This is a genomic window from Vibrio neonatus, from assembly GCF_024346975.1.
Classification (GTDB): domain Bacteria; phylum Pseudomonadota; class Gammaproteobacteria; order Enterobacterales; family Vibrionaceae; genus Vibrio; species Vibrio neonatus.
This window is the reverse complement of sequence record NZ_AP024885.1, coordinates 1011970-1032233: the sequence shown is the minus strand read 5'-3', so window position 1 is coordinate 1032233 and position 20264 is coordinate 1011970. Positions and strand designations below refer to the sequence as shown.

The 20264-nt window shown below is 41.9% G+C and carries 15 protein-coding genes; 4 read left to right on the top strand and 11 right to left on the bottom strand.

Going from position 1 to position 20264, the window contains the following annotated elements; all coding sequences use genetic code 11:
* Nucleotides 1-21 precede the first annotated feature (21 nt).
* Nucleotides 22-456, top strand: a complete 435-nt coding sequence (locus OCU38_RS04785; protein ID WP_261823967.1) for a hypothetical protein — start codon at nt 22-24, stop codon at nt 454-456.
* 188 nt (nt 457-644) lie between these two features.
* Nucleotides 645-1628 carry a hypothetical protein gene (locus OCU38_RS04780; protein WP_261823966.1) on the top strand — a complete coding sequence of 328 codons (984 nt, stop codon included), beginning with the start codon at nt 645-647 and terminating at the stop codon, nt 1626-1628.
* Between the two features lie 106 nt (nt 1629-1734).
* Here OCU38_RS04780 and OCU38_RS04775 read toward each other — a convergent pair whose 3' ends face one another.
* The 5 genes from OCU38_RS04775 to OCU38_RS04755 all read right to left on the bottom strand — a co-directional run bounded on the left by OCU38_RS04775 (nt 1735) and on the right by OCU38_RS04755 (nt 7834).
* Nucleotides 1735-3255, bottom strand: a complete 1521-nt coding sequence (locus OCU38_RS04775; RefSeq protein WP_261823965.1) for a PTS transporter subunit EIIC — start codon at nt 3253-3255, stop codon at nt 1735-1737.
* 163 nt (nt 3256-3418) lie between these two features.
* Nucleotides 3419-4654 carry an ABC transporter substrate-binding protein gene (locus tag OCU38_RS04770; RefSeq protein WP_261823964.1) on the bottom strand — a complete coding sequence of 412 codons (1236 nt, stop codon included), beginning with the start codon at nt 4652-4654 and terminating at the stop codon, nt 3419-3421.
* 2 nt (nt 4655-4656) lie between these two features.
* Nucleotides 4657-6093 (bottom strand): ATP-binding protein, encoded by a 1437-nt coding sequence (locus OCU38_RS04765; protein ID WP_261823963.1) that lies wholly within the window; start codon nt 6091-6093, stop codon nt 4657-4659.
* 7 nt (nt 6094-6100) lie between these two features.
* Complete coding sequence (locus OCU38_RS04760) at nt 6101-6799, bottom strand: response regulator transcription factor (protein ID WP_261823962.1); 699 nt, start codon at nt 6797-6799, stop codon at nt 6101-6103.
* Nucleotides 6800-7147: 348 nt separating this feature from the next.
* Nucleotides 7148-7834 (bottom strand): DUF3047 domain-containing protein, encoded by a 687-nt coding sequence (locus OCU38_RS04755; protein ID WP_261823961.1) that lies wholly within the window; start codon nt 7832-7834, stop codon nt 7148-7150.
* Between the two features lie 247 nt (nt 7835-8081).
* Here OCU38_RS04755 and kdgR point away from each other — a divergent pair, with 247 nt between their 5' ends.
* Nucleotides 8082-8879: a DNA-binding transcriptional regulator KdgR gene (gene kdgR, locus OCU38_RS04750; protein ID WP_261823960.1), complete on the top strand. Its 798-nt coding sequence runs from the start codon at nt 8082-8084 to the stop codon at nt 8877-8879.
* An 84-nt stretch (nt 8880-8963) separates the two neighbouring features.
* Here the strand turns inward: kdgR and fdhF are convergent, their stop codons facing one another.
* On the bottom strand, nt 8964-13163 hold the full coding sequence (gene fdhF, locus OCU38_RS04745; RefSeq protein ID WP_261823959.1) for a formate dehydrogenase subunit alpha: 4200 nt from the start codon (nt 13161-13163) through the stop codon (nt 8964-8966).
* 229 nt (nt 13164-13392) lie between these two features.
* Nucleotides 13393-15672 (bottom strand): 5-methyltetrahydropteroyltriglutamate--homocysteine S-methyltransferase, encoded by a 2280-nt coding sequence (gene metE / locus OCU38_RS04740; protein WP_261823958.1) that lies wholly within the window; start codon nt 15670-15672, stop codon nt 13393-13395.
* Nucleotides 15673-15972: 300 nt separating this feature from the next.
* Between metE and OCU38_RS04735 the strand changes: the two genes are divergently transcribed.
* A complete protein-coding gene (locus tag OCU38_RS04735; RefSeq protein ID WP_261823957.1) occupies nt 15973-16458 on the top strand; it encodes a hypothetical protein in 486 nt (161 codons plus the stop codon).
* 132 nt (nt 16459-16590) lie between these two features.
* On the opposite strand, the gene OCU38_RS04730 is transcribed toward OCU38_RS04735, so the two are convergent.
* The 4 genes from OCU38_RS04730 to manD form a co-directional block, all read right to left on the bottom strand.
* Entirely contained in the window at nt 16591-17088 is a 498-nt protein-coding gene (locus OCU38_RS04730; protein WP_261823956.1) for a GNAT family N-acetyltransferase, read from the bottom strand.
* On the bottom strand, nt 17085-17357 hold the full coding sequence (locus tag OCU38_RS04725; protein ID WP_023404091.1) for a type II toxin-antitoxin system TacA family antitoxin: 273 nt from the start codon (nt 17355-17357) through the stop codon (nt 17085-17087). The genes OCU38_RS04730 and OCU38_RS04725 overlap by 4 nt, the downstream gene beginning before the upstream one ends.
* Nucleotides 17358-17659: 302 nt before the next feature.
* On the bottom strand, nt 17660-18793 hold the full coding sequence (locus OCU38_RS04720; protein WP_261823955.1) for a Gfo/Idh/MocA family protein: 1134 nt from the start codon (nt 18791-18793) through the stop codon (nt 17660-17662).
* 81 nt (nt 18794-18874) lie between these two features.
* Nucleotides 18875-20092, bottom strand: coding sequence for a D-mannonate dehydratase ManD (gene manD, locus OCU38_RS04715; RefSeq protein WP_261823954.1), 1218 nt, complete (start codon nt 20090-20092; stop codon nt 18875-18877).
* Nucleotides 20093-20264: the final 172 nt, after the last annotated feature.

The following is a 20264-nucleotide window of genomic DNA, read 5'->3' as shown; positions in this document are numbered from 1 at the left end:
TAATTACCGAAGACCAAGAATATGAAAAAGTTAATAGCAATAATGAGCTTAATGATCGGCTTCTACGCGCAAGCGGCCAGTGAAACAAATACGACTTGGCACGAATACAAAGCAATATCACTTCCCGCAGTCACTCAAAGCCAATTAAACACAAAACTGAAGCTGTTAGAACTTGTGTCTTTACGTCAATGGAACATTGTTAATCAAACTTCAGATTCTTTCGAAATGTCGCTAAACAAATGTAATCTAAAGATTACATTTACAGATGAAGTGATAACAATTAATCAAGATAATCATAACCAAGCACCTGTGTATAATGGACAAGCCAAAAGACCGTTATGCAGTAGAAATTGGTTATCCAACGTAGCCAAAGATATCAATACAACGCTTAATATTATGTCGATTCAACAACAAGCGATAAACCTCGAAAACGCTAATAGTACAGCAGTAAAGTAAATCAAATCACACGTAGCAAGGTTCAAGGATTAACCTTGCTATTAATTACGCCAGACGCTAAACATCCTCGCTCGCCTTTGAATAGGTAAACCATTGATAAAAAACACGATTACCTTACTTCAAAACGATTGCTCCTGCGCAATATGCAACTACACTAAAGTAGTCTATCTATTATTGAGCACTCACCAATGGGCATTAAAAACAACAAAATCACCACCCTTTCATCAGTCCTATTATTGGCAACAGGCTGCTCTCCGTCATCTGACGTAGTGGCGAGTAGCAAGATTAGTGATTACAAAGGTTCAGCCAGTATTACCCAAGGGCTAGCAAAAACCATCAAAGCGAATCTTTTTAATTGTGACAATGGCAGAAGCCGTGTTGCAGGTGTTGGTGAAATTACCGATGCTGATGGGAAAGTTTGGACTGTACCAGCCAAAAACCATTTTACTAATGCAACAAAAGCGGTCGATCTTTATGATCAGTGCGCCAACATCACCCCTCGAAGTATCGCCAACGTTGATCAAGACTCAGTACCTGTTGCAGTTGTTGACCCTGACGGAGAAGAAATTACTGGCTATATTTTTGCGGACAACTACTTTGAGCTATACATAAATGGACAACTGATCGCCGTCGATTCCGTGCCTTTCACGCCTTTTAACTCCAGTATTGTGAAATTTAAAGTCAGTAAACCTTATACAATTGCCGTGAAAGTGATTGATTGGGAAGAAAACTTAGGTGTAGGTACAGAATATAGTAGAGGAACGGCGCATCACCCCGGCGACGGCGGCTTCATCGCAAGCTTTAGTGATGGAACAGTGACCAACTCTAACTGGCAAGCCCAAACATTTTATACCGCACCTATCTATGATTTAACCTGTTTAAATGAAGTTGATGGCAAACGCCTATCGAATACCTGCACCACAAAAGGCTCCAATAATGGCGAAAACGCCTACGCCGCCCACTGGGAAACACCAAGTAATTGGATGAATAAAGAGTTTGATTCAGCTTCATGGCCTAAAGCCACCCTCTATACAGAAGATGAAATTGGCGTAAATAATAAAAGATCCTACATGAACTTCATTGAAAAATTCAGCGGCGCAGGAGCGCACTTTATCTGGTCAACGAATGTGGTTTTGGATAATGAAGTGTTGCTGAGGTATGAGGTGAAGTAAATACTTCTTTGGATTAACACTTTATTGGGGTATTCGTATATGAATACCCCCAAGCCTAAATGCGAATTGGCTACAGCAGAAGAAAATAGCCAATTACTGTTCCAAATTATGGATAGGCGACCATTTGTTCTTCGCTGGTATCATTAGATTGCGTGATAATATCAGCGACAAATTGGGCTTTTGAGCCAAGGATTATTTGTAAGCCAGTAGAACCAACTCGTATAACACCCATAGCTCCAAGAGATTTAATAGCCTCATCATCAACAACTGTTAAGTCTTTCAACTCTAAACGTAGTCTTGTAATACATGCACCAATATTGGTGATATTTGACTTTCCACCAATCAAAGGAATAAGCTCTCTAGCTAATTCTTCGTTTGTAATATTAACGGCTTGCACTTCATTGTCATCTCTACCAACAGTTTTGAAGTTAAATTTGCGAATGGCGAAACGGAAAACACTATAGTATATCGTCGCCATCACCGTTCCCCAAGCAATGACATAAATCCAGTTTGTATTAAACCCATCCATTGATGGCAATATTCCAAATGAGATAAAGTCAATCACTCCAGCTGAGAACGTCTTACCAATATGCACTTCTAACGCATATGTAACCGCATAAGATACACCAGCCATAATCGCTGAGAATACGTAAAGTAACGGAGCAACAAAAATGAAAGCGAATTCAACCGGCTCAGTGATCCCTGTTACAAATGATGTTAGAGCAGCTGATCCTAAAATACCGGCTGCAATCTTCTTATTTTTGTCATTGGCTTCGTGGTACATTGCCAAACACGCAGCAGGAAAAGCGAACATATAGATAGCAAAGTTACCAGATAGAAACTTCCCAGCAGATTGATACTCTTCAGTAGAGAAGTTTCGAACACCGTCCTCAAGCATTTTGAACCAAATCGTATGATCACCATTTACAATAGCACCTGATGCAGAAGTATATTCACCAAAAGAGAACCAGTAAGGGCTATAAAAGATATGATGAAGACCAACAGGGATTAATGCTCTCTCCATAAAGCCATAAATGAAAGTAGAGACATACATATTACCGCCATTGGCCATATGAGAAAGAGCATCAATTCCCGACTGTATATAAGACCAAATATGAGGTAAAACAAGACCTATTAAGAAAGCAGCAAAAGCCGTAACGATAGGAACAAACCGCTTACCAGCAAAAAATCCTAGGAAATCTGGTAGCTTGGTATTGAAGAATTTTTGATACATTACTGCAGCAAGAACACCCGCAATCAGACCTCCAAATACTCCCGTTTGCAGCGATGGAATACCCATTACCATCGCATATTTACCACCAGCCATAGCCATTTCCGGGGTAATTCCCAAAAATGTACCCATTGTTGCATTCATTACCAACATAGCAACAATAGCAGCTAGTGCTGCAATTCCTGATTCTTTAGTTAAACCAACGGCAGCACCTACGGCAAATAGTAACGATAAATTGTCAAATATAATCCCACCCGCTCTCATCATAAGGGGTAGATCAAACTTGGCACCAAATGCGAGCAATAGACCTGCAGCAGGAAGTATCGATATTGGGAGCATCAAGGCTTTCCCAATAGAAGAGAGGCGGGATAATGCACTCTTAAGGTTGTTGAACATAGTTATAATCCTTTTTAATTTCACGTTTAATCAAAGGTAAAATAGCACTACAAATTATGTTCAAGGTTACATTTAGCTATCAGTTTGTAAGTTATTCACTTACAAACTGATAGCTGATAGCTGATAGCTGATAGAAAGTATTATCCAAAGTTAAAATTCTGACCTAATGTAGTCTCTTCACTCGAATACTTAATAAGCGATGAATGACCTTTTGAGTGTCGATTGATTCGTCAAGAAAGTACCGATATACCTCATTAGCTACTGCATTTTGAATTACCGGGTCAACAGCCATTGAATCTACAATACTAGGCACAATAGCATTATCTCTTTTTGCTTGATGGTAGTCTGAATAGGATTTTTTCTGGCATTCTGAGAAATCATCAATTGATATATTATGCTGGGCAGGAATGCTACCCTTTCTTTTGTTCATTTCTTTTATAAATAAAGGAGAAGATATTTTTTCTAATATACTCTCTGGGAACTTTTCTTTTTCTGAGAATTTCTTAAAGAAAACCAAGCTATCAGAGTTATAAATAAAACCTGGTTTTATTGAAGGAAAGGGCATGCACAAAATGTGTTCTGGAATATCAATTTTATTATTTAACATTTCACCTAGAGCCCAGTCTCCCGTAAACTGAAAAGCTCTATCACCACGAATTAAAGCCGCTACACCTTCATCCCATGTCATAGTAGGTAATGAGGAGGAATTTATTTTGCTAATTTCCCTAAAACGTTTAAATACAAGTTCTGTTGTTTCGCTTCCAAGAAAATTCTCATCACGATCTACAAATGCTTTCATGTAATAATCTGGTCCACCAACACCAAACGCAATATTTTCGAACAATTGAACTATTTGCCATTGATCATTACCTAAAGCAATTGGTTCTACTCCTGAACTTTTTAAAGTATTTAAGACATTAATTAATGAATCCCAATTATGTGGAACGTCTAGATCAAATTTGGTTAATACTTCATTATTAATCCACATCCAGTTTAACCGATGAATATTTAATGGAATCGCTACATACTTCCCACCATATTTATTAATACTTTTTATATCATCATATAGAAATCTATCCCATGTGTTTATTTCTGCAATATCATCTAATTCCAATAGAAAGCCTAAAGCAGCCCAAGAAGAAATAGCAGGGCCCTCCATCAAAGCCATGTCGGGTGGATTACCTGCAATAGCTCTAAATTGCAATGTGCTTTTCGCTACTCTTCCACCTCCGCCGACTATCGGGTCACTTTTAATAACGTATTGAGAATCATCAAATCTGTCTTCGATTACAGATAGTGCTGATAATTCACCTTTTGAGGTCCACCAATGTAAAAACTCAATTTCTTCTGAAAAAGCACTACTTGATAAAAATAATAGAAATCCAATTAATTTATTCATCGTTATTTCACACTTTCCAACGTAATTTTAACAATCAACCCTTCGTCTTTTGAGTTAGACAAGATAATGTCTCCACCGTGGTTACGCGCTATATTTCTAGCAATGGAAAGACCTAAACCACTGCCATCAACAGACAATGGATCTAAGCGACTATAGGGTTTAAATACTTCTTCAAACTTATCTGTTGGTATTCCTTCGCCATAGTCACGTATAGTAATAGAAGCAAGTTTATTCTTAATTACAACTGAAACGTCCACTTTGTTTCCATATTTAACGCCATTTTCAATTATATTTGATATACATCGTTTTATTGCCAATGGTTTCCCGAAAATTTCGACATTATTATTGTATTCTATATAAACCTTGCGCCCATTTTGATTATGTATTTCAGAACATAAAGTAATGACATCGATTATATCGACCCACTCTAACTCTTCATGTATACCTTCGTCTTTTAAACACTGTAATGCTCCATTCAACATAAGCTCCATATCTTTGAGTAACTTTTCAAATCTTCCGCGAGTTTTTTCATCTGGTAACATTTCAGTTCTGAGCTTTAAACAGGCTAATGGTGTTTTAATATCGTGAGATACGGCATTAAAGAATAGCTCCCTATCTCTCAAATAAGATTTAATTCTATAATTCATTTTATTGAACGCATGAATAGCAGCACGTGTTTCAATGCTTCCCTCCTCCTTGATCTGCTCAACCTCTAATTGCGCACTCATTAAAGATGCTGATTTAGCTAAAGAGCGGAAAGGACGAATTTCTTTTTGCGTTACAATATAAGAAACAAATGACAAAAGGATCGTGACTATCAATAAAAACAACAATTGCTTACTTTCAATAATGACATTTGTGAGAGAACTAAAAGATAAGGGCAAAACAGTAGCCATATACAACCAATGGCCATCGTCTAATTTCTTTTGAATTACAACTATAGGTAAATCAAGCTCCCCCAATACTAAAGTGTAATCTCTCCATAGGGCTGGAAGATCGTCTATTTTCATTTTTGAGTCAAAAACAACTAAGTCTTCTCTCTTAGTGATAACTACCGATGTATCACTTTGATGGTTCAATTTGTCATATAAAAGAGCGGTTGAATGGGATTCAATATTTTGGACTATTGAATAGTCTTCTAGTGGCTTAATATCGATATAGTGATTATTCACGGATATAAAAAATCGCGTCCCACCAATATTTCTCAATTGTTCAAGAACCAAGTGTCTGTAGTTTAATGGTAAATCTACAAAGTAATTTATTGTATCGGCGGCTGATAGAGTTATGGCAGACATGGCACTCCATGCCGATTCTTTTTTGGAGTTAGAAGTACTTGTATACCATATAGTACCAACAAAAAATTCTGCCAGTAGAATAACAGCAAGCATCGAAAAGGTAATGCGGAATACCATTGATTGGAAATGAAGTTTAGCAAACATTGAGACGCTAAAACTCCATCTGTTCAGAAACAAACATATAGCCCTGATTTCGCAAGCTCATAATGACACTTCTATCGTGGTCACCTATCTGTTTTCTTAGGCGACTTACCTGAACATCGATGCCTCTTTCAAGTGGTTCAGCATTACGCCCCCATAGAGCTTGTGCAATGTCATCCCGAGTGAGAAGTTTATTCGGAGAGCTCAACATTAAAGTTAAAAGATTAAAATCAGAACCAGAAAGAACAACAATTTCATCATTAGTACCGACTAAATTTCGTTTTAAGGTATCAAACTTCCAATCCATAAACTGAATATAACGTGAGGTTTGTTTATTCGTATAACTTGAACGTCTAAGTAACGCTTTTATTCGCGCTAGTAACTCTCTGGGGTTAAATGACTTAGTAATGTAATCGTCCGCACCTATTTCTAACCCTGCAATGCGATCCGCATCATCGGTAACTGCTGTTAGCATAATGATGGGAACTTGCGATGAATGTCTTAGTTTCTGGCAAAGGGTTAAACCATCATCACCAGGTAACATGATATCGAGAATGATTAGATCAGGAGATACCGTCTCTAAAACTTGCCACATCTGACCACCATGGAGTGCCGTCACAACATTGAAATTTGCAACTTCTAGATATTCACTCAGTGCATCAAGAACTTCTTGACTATCATCAACGATTAAAACAGTTCGCTTGTCCAAGTAAATACCTCATCTCATAATATCTATCTGATACTTAAGATTTTACCTGTTCGGATTTGTCTCGTATTAAGCAACAGCTTGAATTGTGATACTGAACTTAAAAACTGACAATTTTTAAGAGAGCCCGACTTTCAAATACTTGTTGTCCTTATTTCATTTGAGCACTCTCTAGTTTAGATATATGGCACGATTACGCTTAATCTGGGATATATTGCAAATTAAAAAAGGTAAGCGAGTCAGTGAATTTCAATAATAGAGAAATAGCATCTGGCCCGGCCTAGCTTCAGCAAAAAAATGAATACAAAAGAACTCCACCAAATATCATGCCTCTGATTAAATTCTCCCACATCACCGTGAAGAAAAAACAATATCCCCATAATAAGCTTCAGCATGTCCACCACTATTATCCGTATCAGTCATAATCGCCACCATATCGATATAGCGGTAGCTTTTCTGGTTGGCACTCTTGCTACCTTTGTCACCAAATGCAGCCATTAAATCCTGATAGATATTTCGTTTCTGTTGATACCACTTACCTATGTTTGAGCTTTTGTCTTGCAGTGACAACATTTTTACATTGCTACCCGCGAAGGGGTTGTCCCAAATCTGACCTTTTTCTTGGGCGCTTGACCATATATAGCTGATGGATTTAGTGCTCCAGAACATCATTCCGCCATCGATGACGATATATATTCTAGCGGCAAAATCATCGCCTTCTTTTTTAGTTTCATCTACCTCAGATAACGGAGTTTTGATTGCCCAAGACCAGTTCATAAAAGGGGTAGCCAATAAATCGATTCGTTTTTTTAGTATTAATCCTGAAGCTGAATTGTGGCTACTGGCGAAAACCGCTGGCTGAGCCAGATACTCAGTGACATCGTAACGCGTAGTATCAGACAGGATTTTAGTCTGCCAGTTTTGCATGCCATTATTGGCGATATCGGTAAGGTTAATAGAGTCGCCAGCTAACGAATTGCTACTAAGAATAAAACTGAGCAATAACGTACCCTGCATATAGCGCTTATATCTGTTCATTAATTAACCTTGGGATTCACAATAAAATATGGCGTTTTTACATTGTCTTGAGTAAACAAATAGTATTCATCATGGTGAAATAACGTCTATTTAACATAGCACTTTATTTACGCTGAACCTTGCTATGCGTTGATAAATTGAGGGTTGTGAGCTGTTTAAAAAAAATGAAAGGTGTTTTTGAAAAAACTGACTCACCCTAATTTTGCCTGTATACTTTAGCCAAAATAATATCAATACAAGGACTAGGATGGACAAATCCACTCGACCTGAAGCCGTATCATCGGTTCTAAAGGTGTTTAGCATTTTACAAGCATTGGCCGAGCAAAAAGACATTAGTGTTTCTGAATTATCTCAACGCTTAATGATGTCCAAGGCAACTACCTATCGATTTTTACAAACCATGAAAACGTTGGGCTTTGTCTCTCAAGAAGATGAAACAGAAAAATACGCACTCACACTCAAGTTATTCGAATTGGGTGCAAAAGCCTTAGAGTACGTGGATCTTATTGATATTGCAGATAAAGAAATGCAAGAAATCACCCGCCTAACCAACGAGACTGTCCATTTAGGCGCTCTAGATGAAGGCGCGATTATTTATCTGCATAAAATTGATTCTAGCTATAACTTACGTATGCACTCTCGTGTAGGTAGACGTAACCCTCTTTACAGCACAGCCATTGGCAAGGTTCTTCTAGCGGGTAAATCCGACGAAGAAGCAATAGCGGTTTTGCAGGGCGTCGAATTTGTTCAGCATACTGAAAAAACGCATCAAAACATTCAGCAGCTCATGCAGGAAATAGAACAAGTTCGAGTGCAGCACTTTGGTGAAGACAACGAAGAACAAGAACCAGGTCTACGTTGTATTGCGGCTCCTATCTATGATCGCTTTGGCAATACCATTGCCGCGGTATCAGTATCATTCCCGACCGTGCGCTTTGATATAGAGCGTAAACCTCAGTACGTAGCCATGCTACAAACAGCAGGTAAGCGTATTTCTGAACAGTTGGGTTATCACGACTATCCAAGCATCACGACTCAAGAATAGAAGCGCAATAAACCGTTTATACTCATCACAAAAACCCAGAGTCATTGCAACTCTGGGTTTTTATACGATACAGTTACTCTCCTGCTAGCACATCTCTTGCGCCACTTTCTTCACCACTTTCACCGCAGCGACCTTAAACTCAGGAATTTTCGAGTGCGGATCTTTGGCGGTATTCGTCAGCCGGTTTACTGGTGATTCGACAAAGTGGAATGGAATAAACACCACCCCTTGTTGCATTCGCTTAGTCACAAACGCCGCAATATCAATTTCACCTCGGCGAGTTGAGACCGTAAGCATATCACCATTGCCAATATCGAGTGCTTCGGCATCAGCGACACTGATCATAGCTCTTGGGCCCGCAAGCTTATCTAAGCCTTTGGTTTTACGAGTCATAGTGCCGGTATGGAACTGCTCTAAAATGCGCCCTGTGGTCAGAATTAACGGATATTCCTCATCAGGAAGCTCCGCTGCATAACGAAACGGAATTGCCTCCATCTGCCCTCGCCCACGTATAAATTGCTCTTTATGCATGATGCGAGTGCCTTGCGGATTATTTTTGTTACTTGGCCAGTGTTTGCCATTGGCGGGTATCGCATCCCAGCCGAGCCCTGCATATTGCGGGGTCACTCGCGTGATCTCATAGGTGATATCACTGACACTTTGATAATTCCAACCGCCGCCCATAGCGTTAGCGATTTTTTGGATAATCACCCAATCTTCTAATGCTTCACCCGGCGGATTGACCACAGGATTTAATCGCTGTACGCGGCGTTCAGTATTGGTGAAATGACCTGATTTTTCGGCGAAAGAACACGATGGTAATACCACATCGGCGTACTCAGCGGTTTCTGTGAGGAAAATATCTTGCACCACTAAGAAATCTAATGACTCAAGCCCTGCTAATACGTGAGTTTGGTCTGGGTCGCTCAGCGCAGGGTTTTCACCCATCACATACAAACCGCGCACTTCACGTTTGCACGCTGCATCAATAATTTCGGTTAGGGTTAAACCGGCTTCATTGGGCAGATCAGGCGCGTTCCATTCCATCGCAAACTTTTGATGTATCAGTGGGTTATACACCTTTTGATAACCAGGGAAGTTATTTGGCAACGCCCCCATATCACAAGCCCCCTGCACATTGGATTGACCACGTAGCGGGTTAATACCGCCACCTTCAATGCCAATGTTGCCACACAGCAATTGCAGGTTGGCAATAGAACGAACATTGTCATGCCCGGTCGTATGCTGGGTAATGCCCATAGCGTAATACACGGCAGTACGTTTCGCCGTTCCTATCATACGAGCCATGGCATAAATATCGCTGGCTTTAATGCCAGTGACCAACTCCACTTTATCTAGGGCGTAGCTTGGCGACATCACCTCTTGCAACAAGGTATCAAAGCCGTCTACACGCTCTTCGATATACGCCATGTCATGCCAGCCGTTTTTGATGATCTGTTGCATCACACCGTTTAACAACATCACATCCGTGCCCGGTCTTTGCGCTAGATACAGCTCGGCATGGTCAGCCAAAGCAATTTTCTTAGGATCAGCCACAATCAAACGTGCGCCTTTATGACGAATCGCTTGCTTGATATGTGAGGCAATTATTGGGTGCGCGGCCGTGGTATCAGAGCCAATCACAAAAATCACATCCGAATATTGAATACTCGGAATATCATTGGTCATTGCCCCGCTACCGAGTGAGGCTTCCAAACCGGTAACAGTTGAGGCGTGGCATAGGCGAGCACAGTGATCTACATTGTTGGTTCCAAGCTCTCGACGAACAAATTTTTGGAACGCATAGTTATCTTCATTGGTGGTTTTTGCCGAGGAGAATCCCGCTAACGCATTGCCGCCATAAGTCTGTTTAATAGTGCTAAATTTATTGGCAATTAACGCAATAGCCTCTTCCCATGACGCAGGTTGCAAGCGACCATCTTTACGAATCAAAGGCGTAGTTAAACGTGCATCACTGCCGACAAAATCAAAGCCAAATCGACCTTTAACGCACAGCATTCCTTCGTTGACTGGAGAGTTGCCGCCTTTCACATAGCGGATCTGATTGCTCTGCTCATCCACGTGCATGCTGACTTTGCACCCTACTCCGCAGTACGTACAAATGGTATCAACCACTTTTAATGTTTCGATGCGCCCTTGCGCTCTATCACGCGCATCCATAATTGCGCCAGTCGGACACACTTGCACGCACGCGCCACATTGAACGCAGTTTGAATCGCCCATCAGTGTTTGGTTATCACCAAAATTAGGACGACATTCAGGACGTGAAGCCGGACGGCCGCCCTTGTCGGTCATAAAGCTAAGTACGCCGTGCACCGCTTGGTCGCTACAGGCTTGCACACACTGCCCGCAACTGATGCAGCGGTTGGCATCAAAGACAATAAATTCTGAACTGCTATCGACACTGAATTTTTGGCGAGTATCACGAGTGCGAACCGCTTGCCAATCTGAATCTGATTTGATTTCTATCGCGTCGTCAAATGATTGCAACGCGCCATATTCGGTGGAGTAATCACGAAGGTCGCATTCTGTATTTGCCTGACAGCCACACTCCAAACAGCGCGCCGCCTCTGCCATTGCTTCGCGATTATCAAAGCCTAATTCAACTTCAGCAAAGCTTTGCTCTCGCTGCTCACTGGTGAGCTCAGGCATTATCGAGCGCGCCACTTTTTGGATATTTTGAAAATGCAGTGAATCCACTTGGCGCAAGTTTTTACCTTTACGCGAGTTAAATGGCGTCACTGGAATGTTGTGCATATCACCGTCAAAAAAACGGTCAATGGCTTGCGCTACAATGCGACCATCAGCCACCGCTTCCACCGCTGTTGCAGGGCCGCGACGAAAATCACCAATGCTGAAAATATTGCCCGTACCGCTATGTAATGTTTTAGGATCCACCTCGGCGGTATTCCAGCGGGTAAGAGGAAGCTCTAGGCTTTCATCGTCCATAAAACTGAGGTCGGGTTTTTGCGATACCGCGGCAATCACAGTATCAAACGCTTCGGTAAAAAACTCCCCCGTTGACTGCGGAGAGCGGCGACCGGATGCATCCGCTGGCCCAAGCGCCATTTTTTCCAGTACGATGGCATTAACATGCCCCACTTCATCGGCAAGGTTTTGCGAAGGATTGGTCAAGAAATGAAACTTCACCCCTTCATGCTCTGCCTCTTCAATTTCATAATCTTCCGCTGGCATTTCGGCGCGAGTACGGCGGTAAATCAACGTAGTGTCTGCGCCATCGCGAACCGCTGTGCGCGCGCAATCAATGGCGGTATTGCCCCCACCGATCACCGCCACTTTTTTACCGGTCACATACTGCTTGTCAGTCACATAATCTTTTAGGTAATCAACGCCCAAGTAACAACCGTTTAAATCGCTACCGGTGTAATTCATTTCTACTGCTTTAGATGCGCCAACAGCCAAACACACGGCATCAAAATCGGCGCTGAGCGAAGACAAAGTAAAATCTCGACCGAGCTTTTTATCACACTCTATCGACATGCCATTGCGACACATCAGCTCAATTTCTTTGTCTAAGATATCTTTAGGTAAGCGATATTCAGGAATGCCGTAACGTAACCAGCCACCCGCGTGAGGCATAGATTCAAATACGCTAACCTGATAACCCTCATTGGAGAGATAATACCCTGCGGTCAATCCGCCCGGACCGGCACCGACAATCGCAATACGCTTATTACGATCTGGTTTTTTTGGCGCAATGTACGCTTGCTGAGCTTCAAGATCGGCATCTGCGGCATGGCGTTTCAATTGACGAATAGCAATAGAGTCATCCACTAAGCCACGGCGACATTCAGTTTCACAAAAAGCAGGACACACACGGCCAATCGACAAAGGCATTGGCAACGTACGTTTAATCACTTCAATGGCTTTTTGATGATCGTTTTGCGCGATGTGGTGCAGATAAGATTGAATATCCACCCCTGCCGGGCAAGCTGTTTTGCAAGGCGCTTCACAGTCAGCATAGTGATCGGTCATGATTCGATTGAGCGCATCGCGGCGATGTTGGCTAAGCTGAGAAGATTGGGTAACTACGTTCAAGCCACTGTAAACTTCAAGTTCACAGGCGCGCTTCATACCGCCACTTTCCACTTCAACCACACACAAGTCACAAGGGACTTTTTCACCACTTTTGTTCGCACCGCAAAGCGAAGGGATCTCTACCCCGCATACATTGGCGGCTTCAAGCAGTGTAAGCCCTTTTTCAACGACTCGATATTTTCCATCAATGACAATTTGAACCATGCCAGACTCCGTAAGTACTCACCTATTTACAGGCTTCTTATTATTAACACAGAGGTAACTTTATTGCTGTGCAGGGTTACTCTATTCCATAATATTACTACGGGAATTAACTAAATGGTGATTTGTAGTACAAATAAGTGACTGGTAAGAGGATCTAGTTGAATATTGAAAAAAGAAAAGAGCCAGCAAATGCTAGCTCTTTATTAGATTTTATTTTGCTTAATAAAGGTTACGCAAGCTTGGCACGTAAGCGTTTAGTGGCTTCCACTAGGTGCTTAAGTGACTCTTCTGTTTCGCTCCAGTTACGTGTTTTTAGTCCGCAATCAGGGTTTACCCACAAGCGTTCTACTGGGATGCGAGTAGCCGCTTTTTCAATCAATTGCTCAATCCATTCCACTTCTGGCACGTTTGGTGAGTGAATATCGTACACACCTGGGCCAATTTCATTTGGATAGTTGAACTCTTCAAACGCGTTCAATAGCTCCATGTTTGAACGAGAAGTTTCGATGGTGATTACGTCTGCATCAAGGGCTGCCACTGAATCAATGATCTCATTAAACTCGCTGTAACACATGTGCGTATGAATCTGAGTTTCTGGTTTGGCGCTAGCAGCTGACACTTTAAATGCGTTTACGGCCCAGTCCAGATAATGCTGATGATCGCGCGCTTTTAATGGCAGTCCTTCACGAATTGCTGGCTCATCAATTTGGATAATATTGATGCCTGCTGCTTCCAAATCAGACACTTCATCTTGCAGAGCAAAGGCCAATTGGTTAGTGATGGTTTCTCTTGAAATATCTTCACGAGGGAAAGTCCAGCACAAGATAGTAACAGGGCCTGTTAGCATACCTTTCATTGGCTTATCAGTTAGCGACTGTGCGTAAGTCGTCCAATCAACAGTAATTGGATGTTCACGTTCAATATCCGCCACAACGATAGCAGGCTTAACACAGCGTGAGCCGTAGCTTTGCACCCAACCAAATTGCGTAGTTTGGAAACCCGCTAGGTTCTCGGCAAAGTATTCCACCATGTCATTACGCTCAGCTTCGCCGTGCACTAGCACATCTAGGCCAATTTTTTCTTGGCGTTCAACCGTATCTTTAATAAAGCCTTGGATAATTTCAGTGTATTGCGTAGTAGAAATGTCACCACGTTTATAAGCGGCGCGTGTTTTTCTCACATCACTGGTTTGTGGGAACGAACCAATGGTGGTGGTTGGTAATAGGGGAAGTTTTAACACTTCTTTTTGATGGTGAGCACGCTCAGGGTACGCCGCGCTACGCTCAGCATCTTTTGCAGTAAGACCGGCAATGCGGCGCTGTACAGATTCTTTATTTACTGACGTTGATTTGCTGCGCTCAATAATCGGTTGGCTGTATTGCTCACAATAAGCAATCGCTTGTGCGTCGCCTTCTAGCGCTTTAGCAAGCCAGTTCACTTCCGCCACTTTTTGTTTAGCAAACGCAAACCAATCTTTGGTTTCGGTAGACAATTTAGTTTCGAGATCCAAATCAACTGGGCTGTGCAGCAGTGAACAAGAGGTTGCCACCCATAGGCGATCGCCTAGTTTTGCTTTTGCATCTTGTAGCGCCGCCAGTTTTTCAACTAGATTCGCACGCCATACGTTACGGCCATTGATCGTACCAGCAGATAACACCCATTGCGCTGGCAGTGCATCAACTACAGTTGACAGTTGCTCTGGCGAGCTTGCGATATCGATGTGCAAACCATCCACATTAAGCTTAGTAATGGTCGGCAATACATCAGTGATAGAGTCAAAGTACGTGGTCAGTAGCAATTTAACGTTTGTTTGCAGTGTTTGATACGCGCCTTTAAAGCTATCTAACCATTTTGCGTCAAGCTCAAGGGCTAAGATAGGCTCATCAATTTGCACCCACTCTACGTTGAGCTGTTCAAGTTTTGCAAAAATCGCTTGATACGCTTCTAATAGTTTCGGCAGTAGGGTTAAACGGTCAAAGCCTTCTTCGACTTCTTTACCTAGGTAAAGGTAGCTCAGTGGGCCTAATAGTACTGGCTTAACGGTGTGGCCCTGTGCTTGCGCTTCGCTGATTTCATCAAAAAGTTGTGTCCAGCTTAGTTCGAAAGTATCGGCAGAAGAAAACTCTGGTACAAGGTAGTGATAGTTAGTGTTGAACCACTTAGTCATGTCAGAAGCCGCATGACCTGCACAACCACAGGTTGATTGAGATTGACCGCGACCGATACGAAATAGCGTATCAAGATCCGGCGTGCCATTTTGATGACGTTTTGGCACATGACCCAGTAGAAGGCTGGTTCCTAGCACATGGTCATACCATGCAAAATCACCTGCTGTAGCAAATGACAGTTGATTATCTTGTTGAAGCGTCCAGTTTTTTTGTCGAATCTCAGAAGCAACTTGGCGAAGTTCGTTGACGTCTGATTCGCCTTTCCAATATTTCTCTAGCGCAAATTTCAGTTCGCGTTTTTCGCCCACTCGTGGATAACCTAGAATATGTGTCGTTGTCATGATAATGCTCCCTATAAATTCGTTAAGATGTCCAGACGTCTAAAATATCTCTTGAATAGGGTTTTGATACAACATCGATTTACTCATATAGAGCATGAAGAAATTTCAGTATGGTTTATTGGGTTGGTGCAATAGATTGATATTTATATGGGGAAAAAGCTGAAAAAGACAGAATCAAAAAATCGATGTAAATTCCTATATTTTCGGTAATTTATTGTGGCTTGAATGAAAGTTAGGCAAGCAGAAAAAGGCATAAACCTGTTATTCTATTCATCAATTTAAGCTAAGTAGGCGAAATATATGGCAGGGATTCGAGTTTCAGGAAAGTCACAAGTCACAATTATTGGTGGAAGTCTTGGTCGTAATGGTGGCGGTGGATTGATTATTGATGGTGGATCAACAGTAGATGTTCGAGGTGGTACTAAAATACGTGAGAACTATGGTGATGGCATAACCGTATCAGGTGATGGTTCAACTGTAACTATCGAAAGCGCTGATATTTCAAACAACGGACTTGAACAAGCATATGGAATCCTAGGTGTTGATTGTACACATATTACTGAAGAACAATTGGAAGCATTAATCAACAAAGTAATCTCAACACATAAATGTGATAGCTCAGGCAATTCTGTTGCTGAGGATGTATTGAATTGGGCAAACAACACGGCAATTTTTACCACAATTGCAGGTTCAGACCCTCTTATCGCGGCTATATCAGCCGTTGCCTCCTATGGGATTTCAGAGCTTAAAGCCCTGAAAGAAAAATTGATTTCGAGCCACCCATAACTATAACAAATTACTTGAATGCATTAGCTAACCTTTAGCATTTTTGATTTAGACGTTATGGTGGCGTTGATCTATGTTGTGGTGATTACCTTTACTATAGAAAGGTATTAGTTACTTAAAGGCTAGATTCAACTAGCCCAAGCTTGCTCGAATATCAGATATTGTGATGAACAACTTGTTGTCAGCATCTTGAAATGGTGTAAATCCATAGCGTTCATAAAACTGGGTTGCGCCATCTTTCGCGTCTACAATAACCACAGGAAAAGCGACACTATCGCTAGCGGCAAGTAATTTTCTTAGTGCATCGATCAAAAGCCACTCACCAAAACCTTTACTTTTGTATCGGTCATCAACTGCCAGTCGAGCAATTAAACCACCAGAAGACGATGGCTGATGTTTCTTCTGTAATTTGTCCGGCAATGCTTTTAAATCAATCGGTATCATGGTCAAAGTATAGAAACCAATAACATGAGTATTATCGTTTTCATCCTGCAACACAAAGGTGCGGGTATTGTCTTTTTTGGCTTGTTGGCTAGCCATTACTTTTAAGTAATTGTTTAAAGCCTCACTACCACAATTGAAGCGGTTTCTATTATGTTTAGCTTTATCTAGAAGTACTGTGTTCATCATTGAACTTTACTATCGTAACGCTCGGCCGCAGCTCTTAGGTTGCTGTTTATTGTCGCCGGTTTATCTAGTGCATCCATCAACAACATCGCATCAGCTTGGCTTAGCTTTAAAGCCTGTTCACGCTCGATAACTTGTTTAGCTTTCTCGACAGCCGCACTCAGTACAAATGAGTTTATACTAGACATACCAGCAATAGCCGCCGCCTTAGTCAGCAAATCTTGTGTATCGGCATCAACTCTAGCTGTGATCCGAGGCAATGTAGTCGCCATAATCTTTCTCCATTTGTGTCAGAGTGTCACACTGCATATTATGGTCTTAAAATGTACAACAAGCAATTCTTGTGTCATTTTGGCACACAACTAAGCAATTTAAACAGATTTGTAACGCTCGACATTTTTGGTTTGAATTAGCTTTTGTCACTGTATGGCTGTCATCTTTGCCAAGAAAAACCGAACAACGACTTGCCAAAGGCTTACTGATACAACAGTTAACCTCCTAAAGAGGAAAGTTAAAAAGCGCAAACAGCCTATGACCCTTTGCGCTTTTATTCATCTATTATCGTTGATTTTGCTTAAAGCAGATTTGTCACATCCACCCAACGATCATTCTTACGAATCAAATCAATAATCAGCTGATAACGACAGCCGTCTTCGAAGGTTTGATACGGTTCAACTTCAATGCCGCTGACATCTTTTACCAATTGCGTGGCTAAGTGTGTCCAGCTTCGCTGAGTTTCACATTCGATATTGGGTAATTGCTGATCAATGGCGCTAGGCAATGCCACTTCTTGCCACTCGCCATCTTTAAATAGATATAAAGGGCCACTGCCGTAATGGCCTTTAATATAAATAGAGCCTTTACTGCCATGAAACACAATGTGGTCTTCATTAAAGCGCGGAGTTAATCCGCCGTGCTTAAACAGTACCGATACTGGATTCGCAGTAGGAATGCGGCTTTCCAATTGTGCCAATACCGTATATGACCATTCTACGTCACAATCGCGCCATTTCAGCTTGGGATCGTTGATATCTTTAGGGATGAAGTTGCGACGCTCCGTGAAGTTATGCACGCCTTCAACCACAGGGGCTTTTGGCATGTCGTTGCGCACTTCGCCGCTGATAGACAAGATGTTTTCGCCAATCACAGAAGTCACGATAGACAAGAGGTGCGTAAAGTTATTGTTTAAACGACCACCGCCCGCTTCAGAGCGATGAGACCAGCCAAACGGAATATGTCTATCAAGATTAAAGTGAGAAATACATTCTACTTCGGTCGGTTCGCCAATCGCGCCCTCGGCAACTAGTTGTTTAGCGTGCATAATTTCAGGCATGTAACGGAAACTCGATGCAAATGCAGTTTTCACGCCTTTGGCCTTGGCTAGCTGGTAAATTTCAAGCGCCGTTTCGCCGCTTTCGGTTAATGGCTTATCGCAGAAGATATGACAGCCACACTCAATTGCCTGTTTAATGGCTTCAACGTGTGCGCCGCCAGGAGTTGCAATTGATACAATATCAGGCTGACATTCTTGTAGGGCTTGCGCCCAATCAGTGCCAAAATAAGCAATGTCTAAATCTTGCGCCACTTTTGCCACAACGTGCTCAGTACGACCCACGATCCCGACCACTTCTGCGCCTGCATCACGAAACGCTTTCGCATGACCAATTCCGGCAAATCCAGTACCAAATACCAATACTTTTTGAGTCATTCTATTCTCCATTCATTCTTTATTATTCTGTTAACGCCTTTTTGTTGGTAGGCGTTATTTTAATGAGATTCGATGTTTAGCTTACCAGTGCCATAAAGTGCCATCTTCGAGGCGACTCACAGGTAAGTAAGAACGTTTGTATTCATATTTTGCAGCTTCTTGCTCATCAAACTCGACGCCTAGCCCTGGAGCATCGCTGACCAAAATCATGCCATTTTCAAGTTTCATATCGTGTTTGAAGATGGATTTACACTCTTCATTGCCAAAGCCAACAAACTCTTGAATGCCAAAATTATGCGTTGAGATATTAAGATGCATGTGCGCGGCAAAACAGATTGGTGATAGATCTGGCGCGCCATGTGGTGCGGTGCGCACGTTGTAAACGGCGGCAAAATCAGCAATCTTTTTCATTCCAGTAATGCCACCAGCGTGAGTCGCGGCGCAACGAATAAAGTCAATCCACTGATTTTGAATAAGATCTTTGCAATCCCAAATCGTATTGTAGGTTTCGCCAAGCGCCAGTGGCGTGGTGGTGTGATGACGGATCAGTTTATAATTTTCTTGGTTTTCAGCAATGGATGCATCTTCTAGGAACATCAAGTTATACGGTTCTAACATTTTGCCTAGTTTTGCTGATTCGATTGGCGTCAGACGACTGTGGGTATCATGCAAGAATTTGGCTTTGTTACCAAAACGTTCTTTGGCTTTAGCGAACAACTCAGGAACAAGATCAAAATATTTACTGGTAGACCAATCCTGCTCTGGAGGTAATGGGCGGTTGCCTTGCAGTTCAAAGTAATCTTTCTTATCACCAAGCACGCCATAAGTTTCCGATAATCCCGGAATAGCCGATTGCAAACGAACGGCGCTAAAGCCCTGTTCGATACATTGCGCGGCTTTATCTAAGGTGTCTTCAATGGTTTCACCATTGGCGTGTGCATACAAGGTTACGCCATCGCGGCATTTACCACCCAATAATTGATAAACAGGAAGCCCTGCTACCTTACCTTTAATGTCCCACAATGCCATATCAATAGCGGCAATAGCGGCCATAGTAATTGGGCCTCGACGCCAATACACGCCCATGTATAAGTATTGCCAAATGTCTTCAATGCGATGCGGGTCACGGCCAATTAAACAAGGTTTTACGTGTTCTTCAAGATAGGTCGCCACTGCCATTTCTCGCCCATTAACGGTGGCATCACCCAATCCATACACGCCTTCATCTGTGATTACTTTCACAGTGACAAAATTTCGACCTGGGTTGGTAACAAATACTTTAATGTCTTGGATAATCATCTTGAGTCTCTCATTAACCTGTAGTGCAAATTCATTGCTCTAGTAAATTTCTTAGTAATCCTGTTAAGTAAAACGATTTACTAAAACGATTTGGTAAATCGGTTTACTTGCTATCATCTAGATCTGAGGGTAGAATGTCAACTGTCTATTTTGATGTGGTTAACAGTTTAAA

Coding starts and splice junctions, on each gene's coding strand:
- OCU38_RS04785 (WP_261823967.1), top strand. CDS start 22: ATGAAAAAGTTAATAGCAATAATGAGCTTAATGATCGGCTTCTACGCG.
- OCU38_RS04780 (WP_261823966.1), top strand. CDS start 645: ATGGGCATTAAAAACAACAAAATCACCACCCTTTCATCAGTCCTATTA.
- OCU38_RS04775 (WP_261823965.1), bottom strand. CDS start 3,255: ATGTTCAACAACCTTAAGAGTGCATTATCCCGCCTCTCTTCTATTGGG.
- OCU38_RS04770 (WP_261823964.1), bottom strand. CDS start 4,654: ATGAATAAATTAATTGGATTTCTATTATTTTTATCAAGTAGTGCTTTT.
- OCU38_RS04765 (WP_261823963.1), bottom strand. CDS start 6,093: ATGTTTGCTAAACTTCATTTCCAATCAATGGTATTCCGCATTACCTTT.
- OCU38_RS04755 (WP_261823961.1), bottom strand. CDS start 7,834: ATGAACAGATATAAGCGCTATATGCAGGGTACGTTATTGCTCAGTTTT.
- kdgR (WP_261823960.1), top strand. CDS start 8,082: ATGGACAAATCCACTCGACCTGAAGCCGTATCATCGGTTCTAAAGGTG.
- fdhF (WP_261823959.1), bottom strand. CDS start 13,163: ATGGTTCAAATTGTCATTGATGGAAAATATCGAGTCGTTGAAAAAGGG.
- metE (WP_261823958.1), bottom strand. CDS start 15,672: ATGACAACGACACATATTCTAGGTTATCCACGAGTGGGCGAAAAACGC.
- OCU38_RS04735 (WP_261823957.1), top strand. CDS start 15,973: ATGGCAGGGATTCGAGTTTCAGGAAAGTCACAAGTCACAATTATTGGT.
- OCU38_RS04730 (WP_261823956.1), bottom strand. CDS start 17,088: ATGATGAACACAGTACTTCTAGATAAAGCTAAACATAATAGAAACCGC.
- OCU38_RS04725 (WP_023404091.1), bottom strand. CDS start 17,357: ATGGCGACTACATTGCCTCGGATCACAGCTAGAGTTGATGCCGATACA.
- OCU38_RS04720 (WP_261823955.1), bottom strand. CDS start 18,793: ATGACTCAAAAAGTATTGGTATTTGGTACTGGATTTGCCGGAATTGGT.
- manD (WP_261823954.1), bottom strand. CDS start 20,092: ATGATTATCCAAGACATTAAAGTATTTGTTACCAACCCAGGTCGAAAT.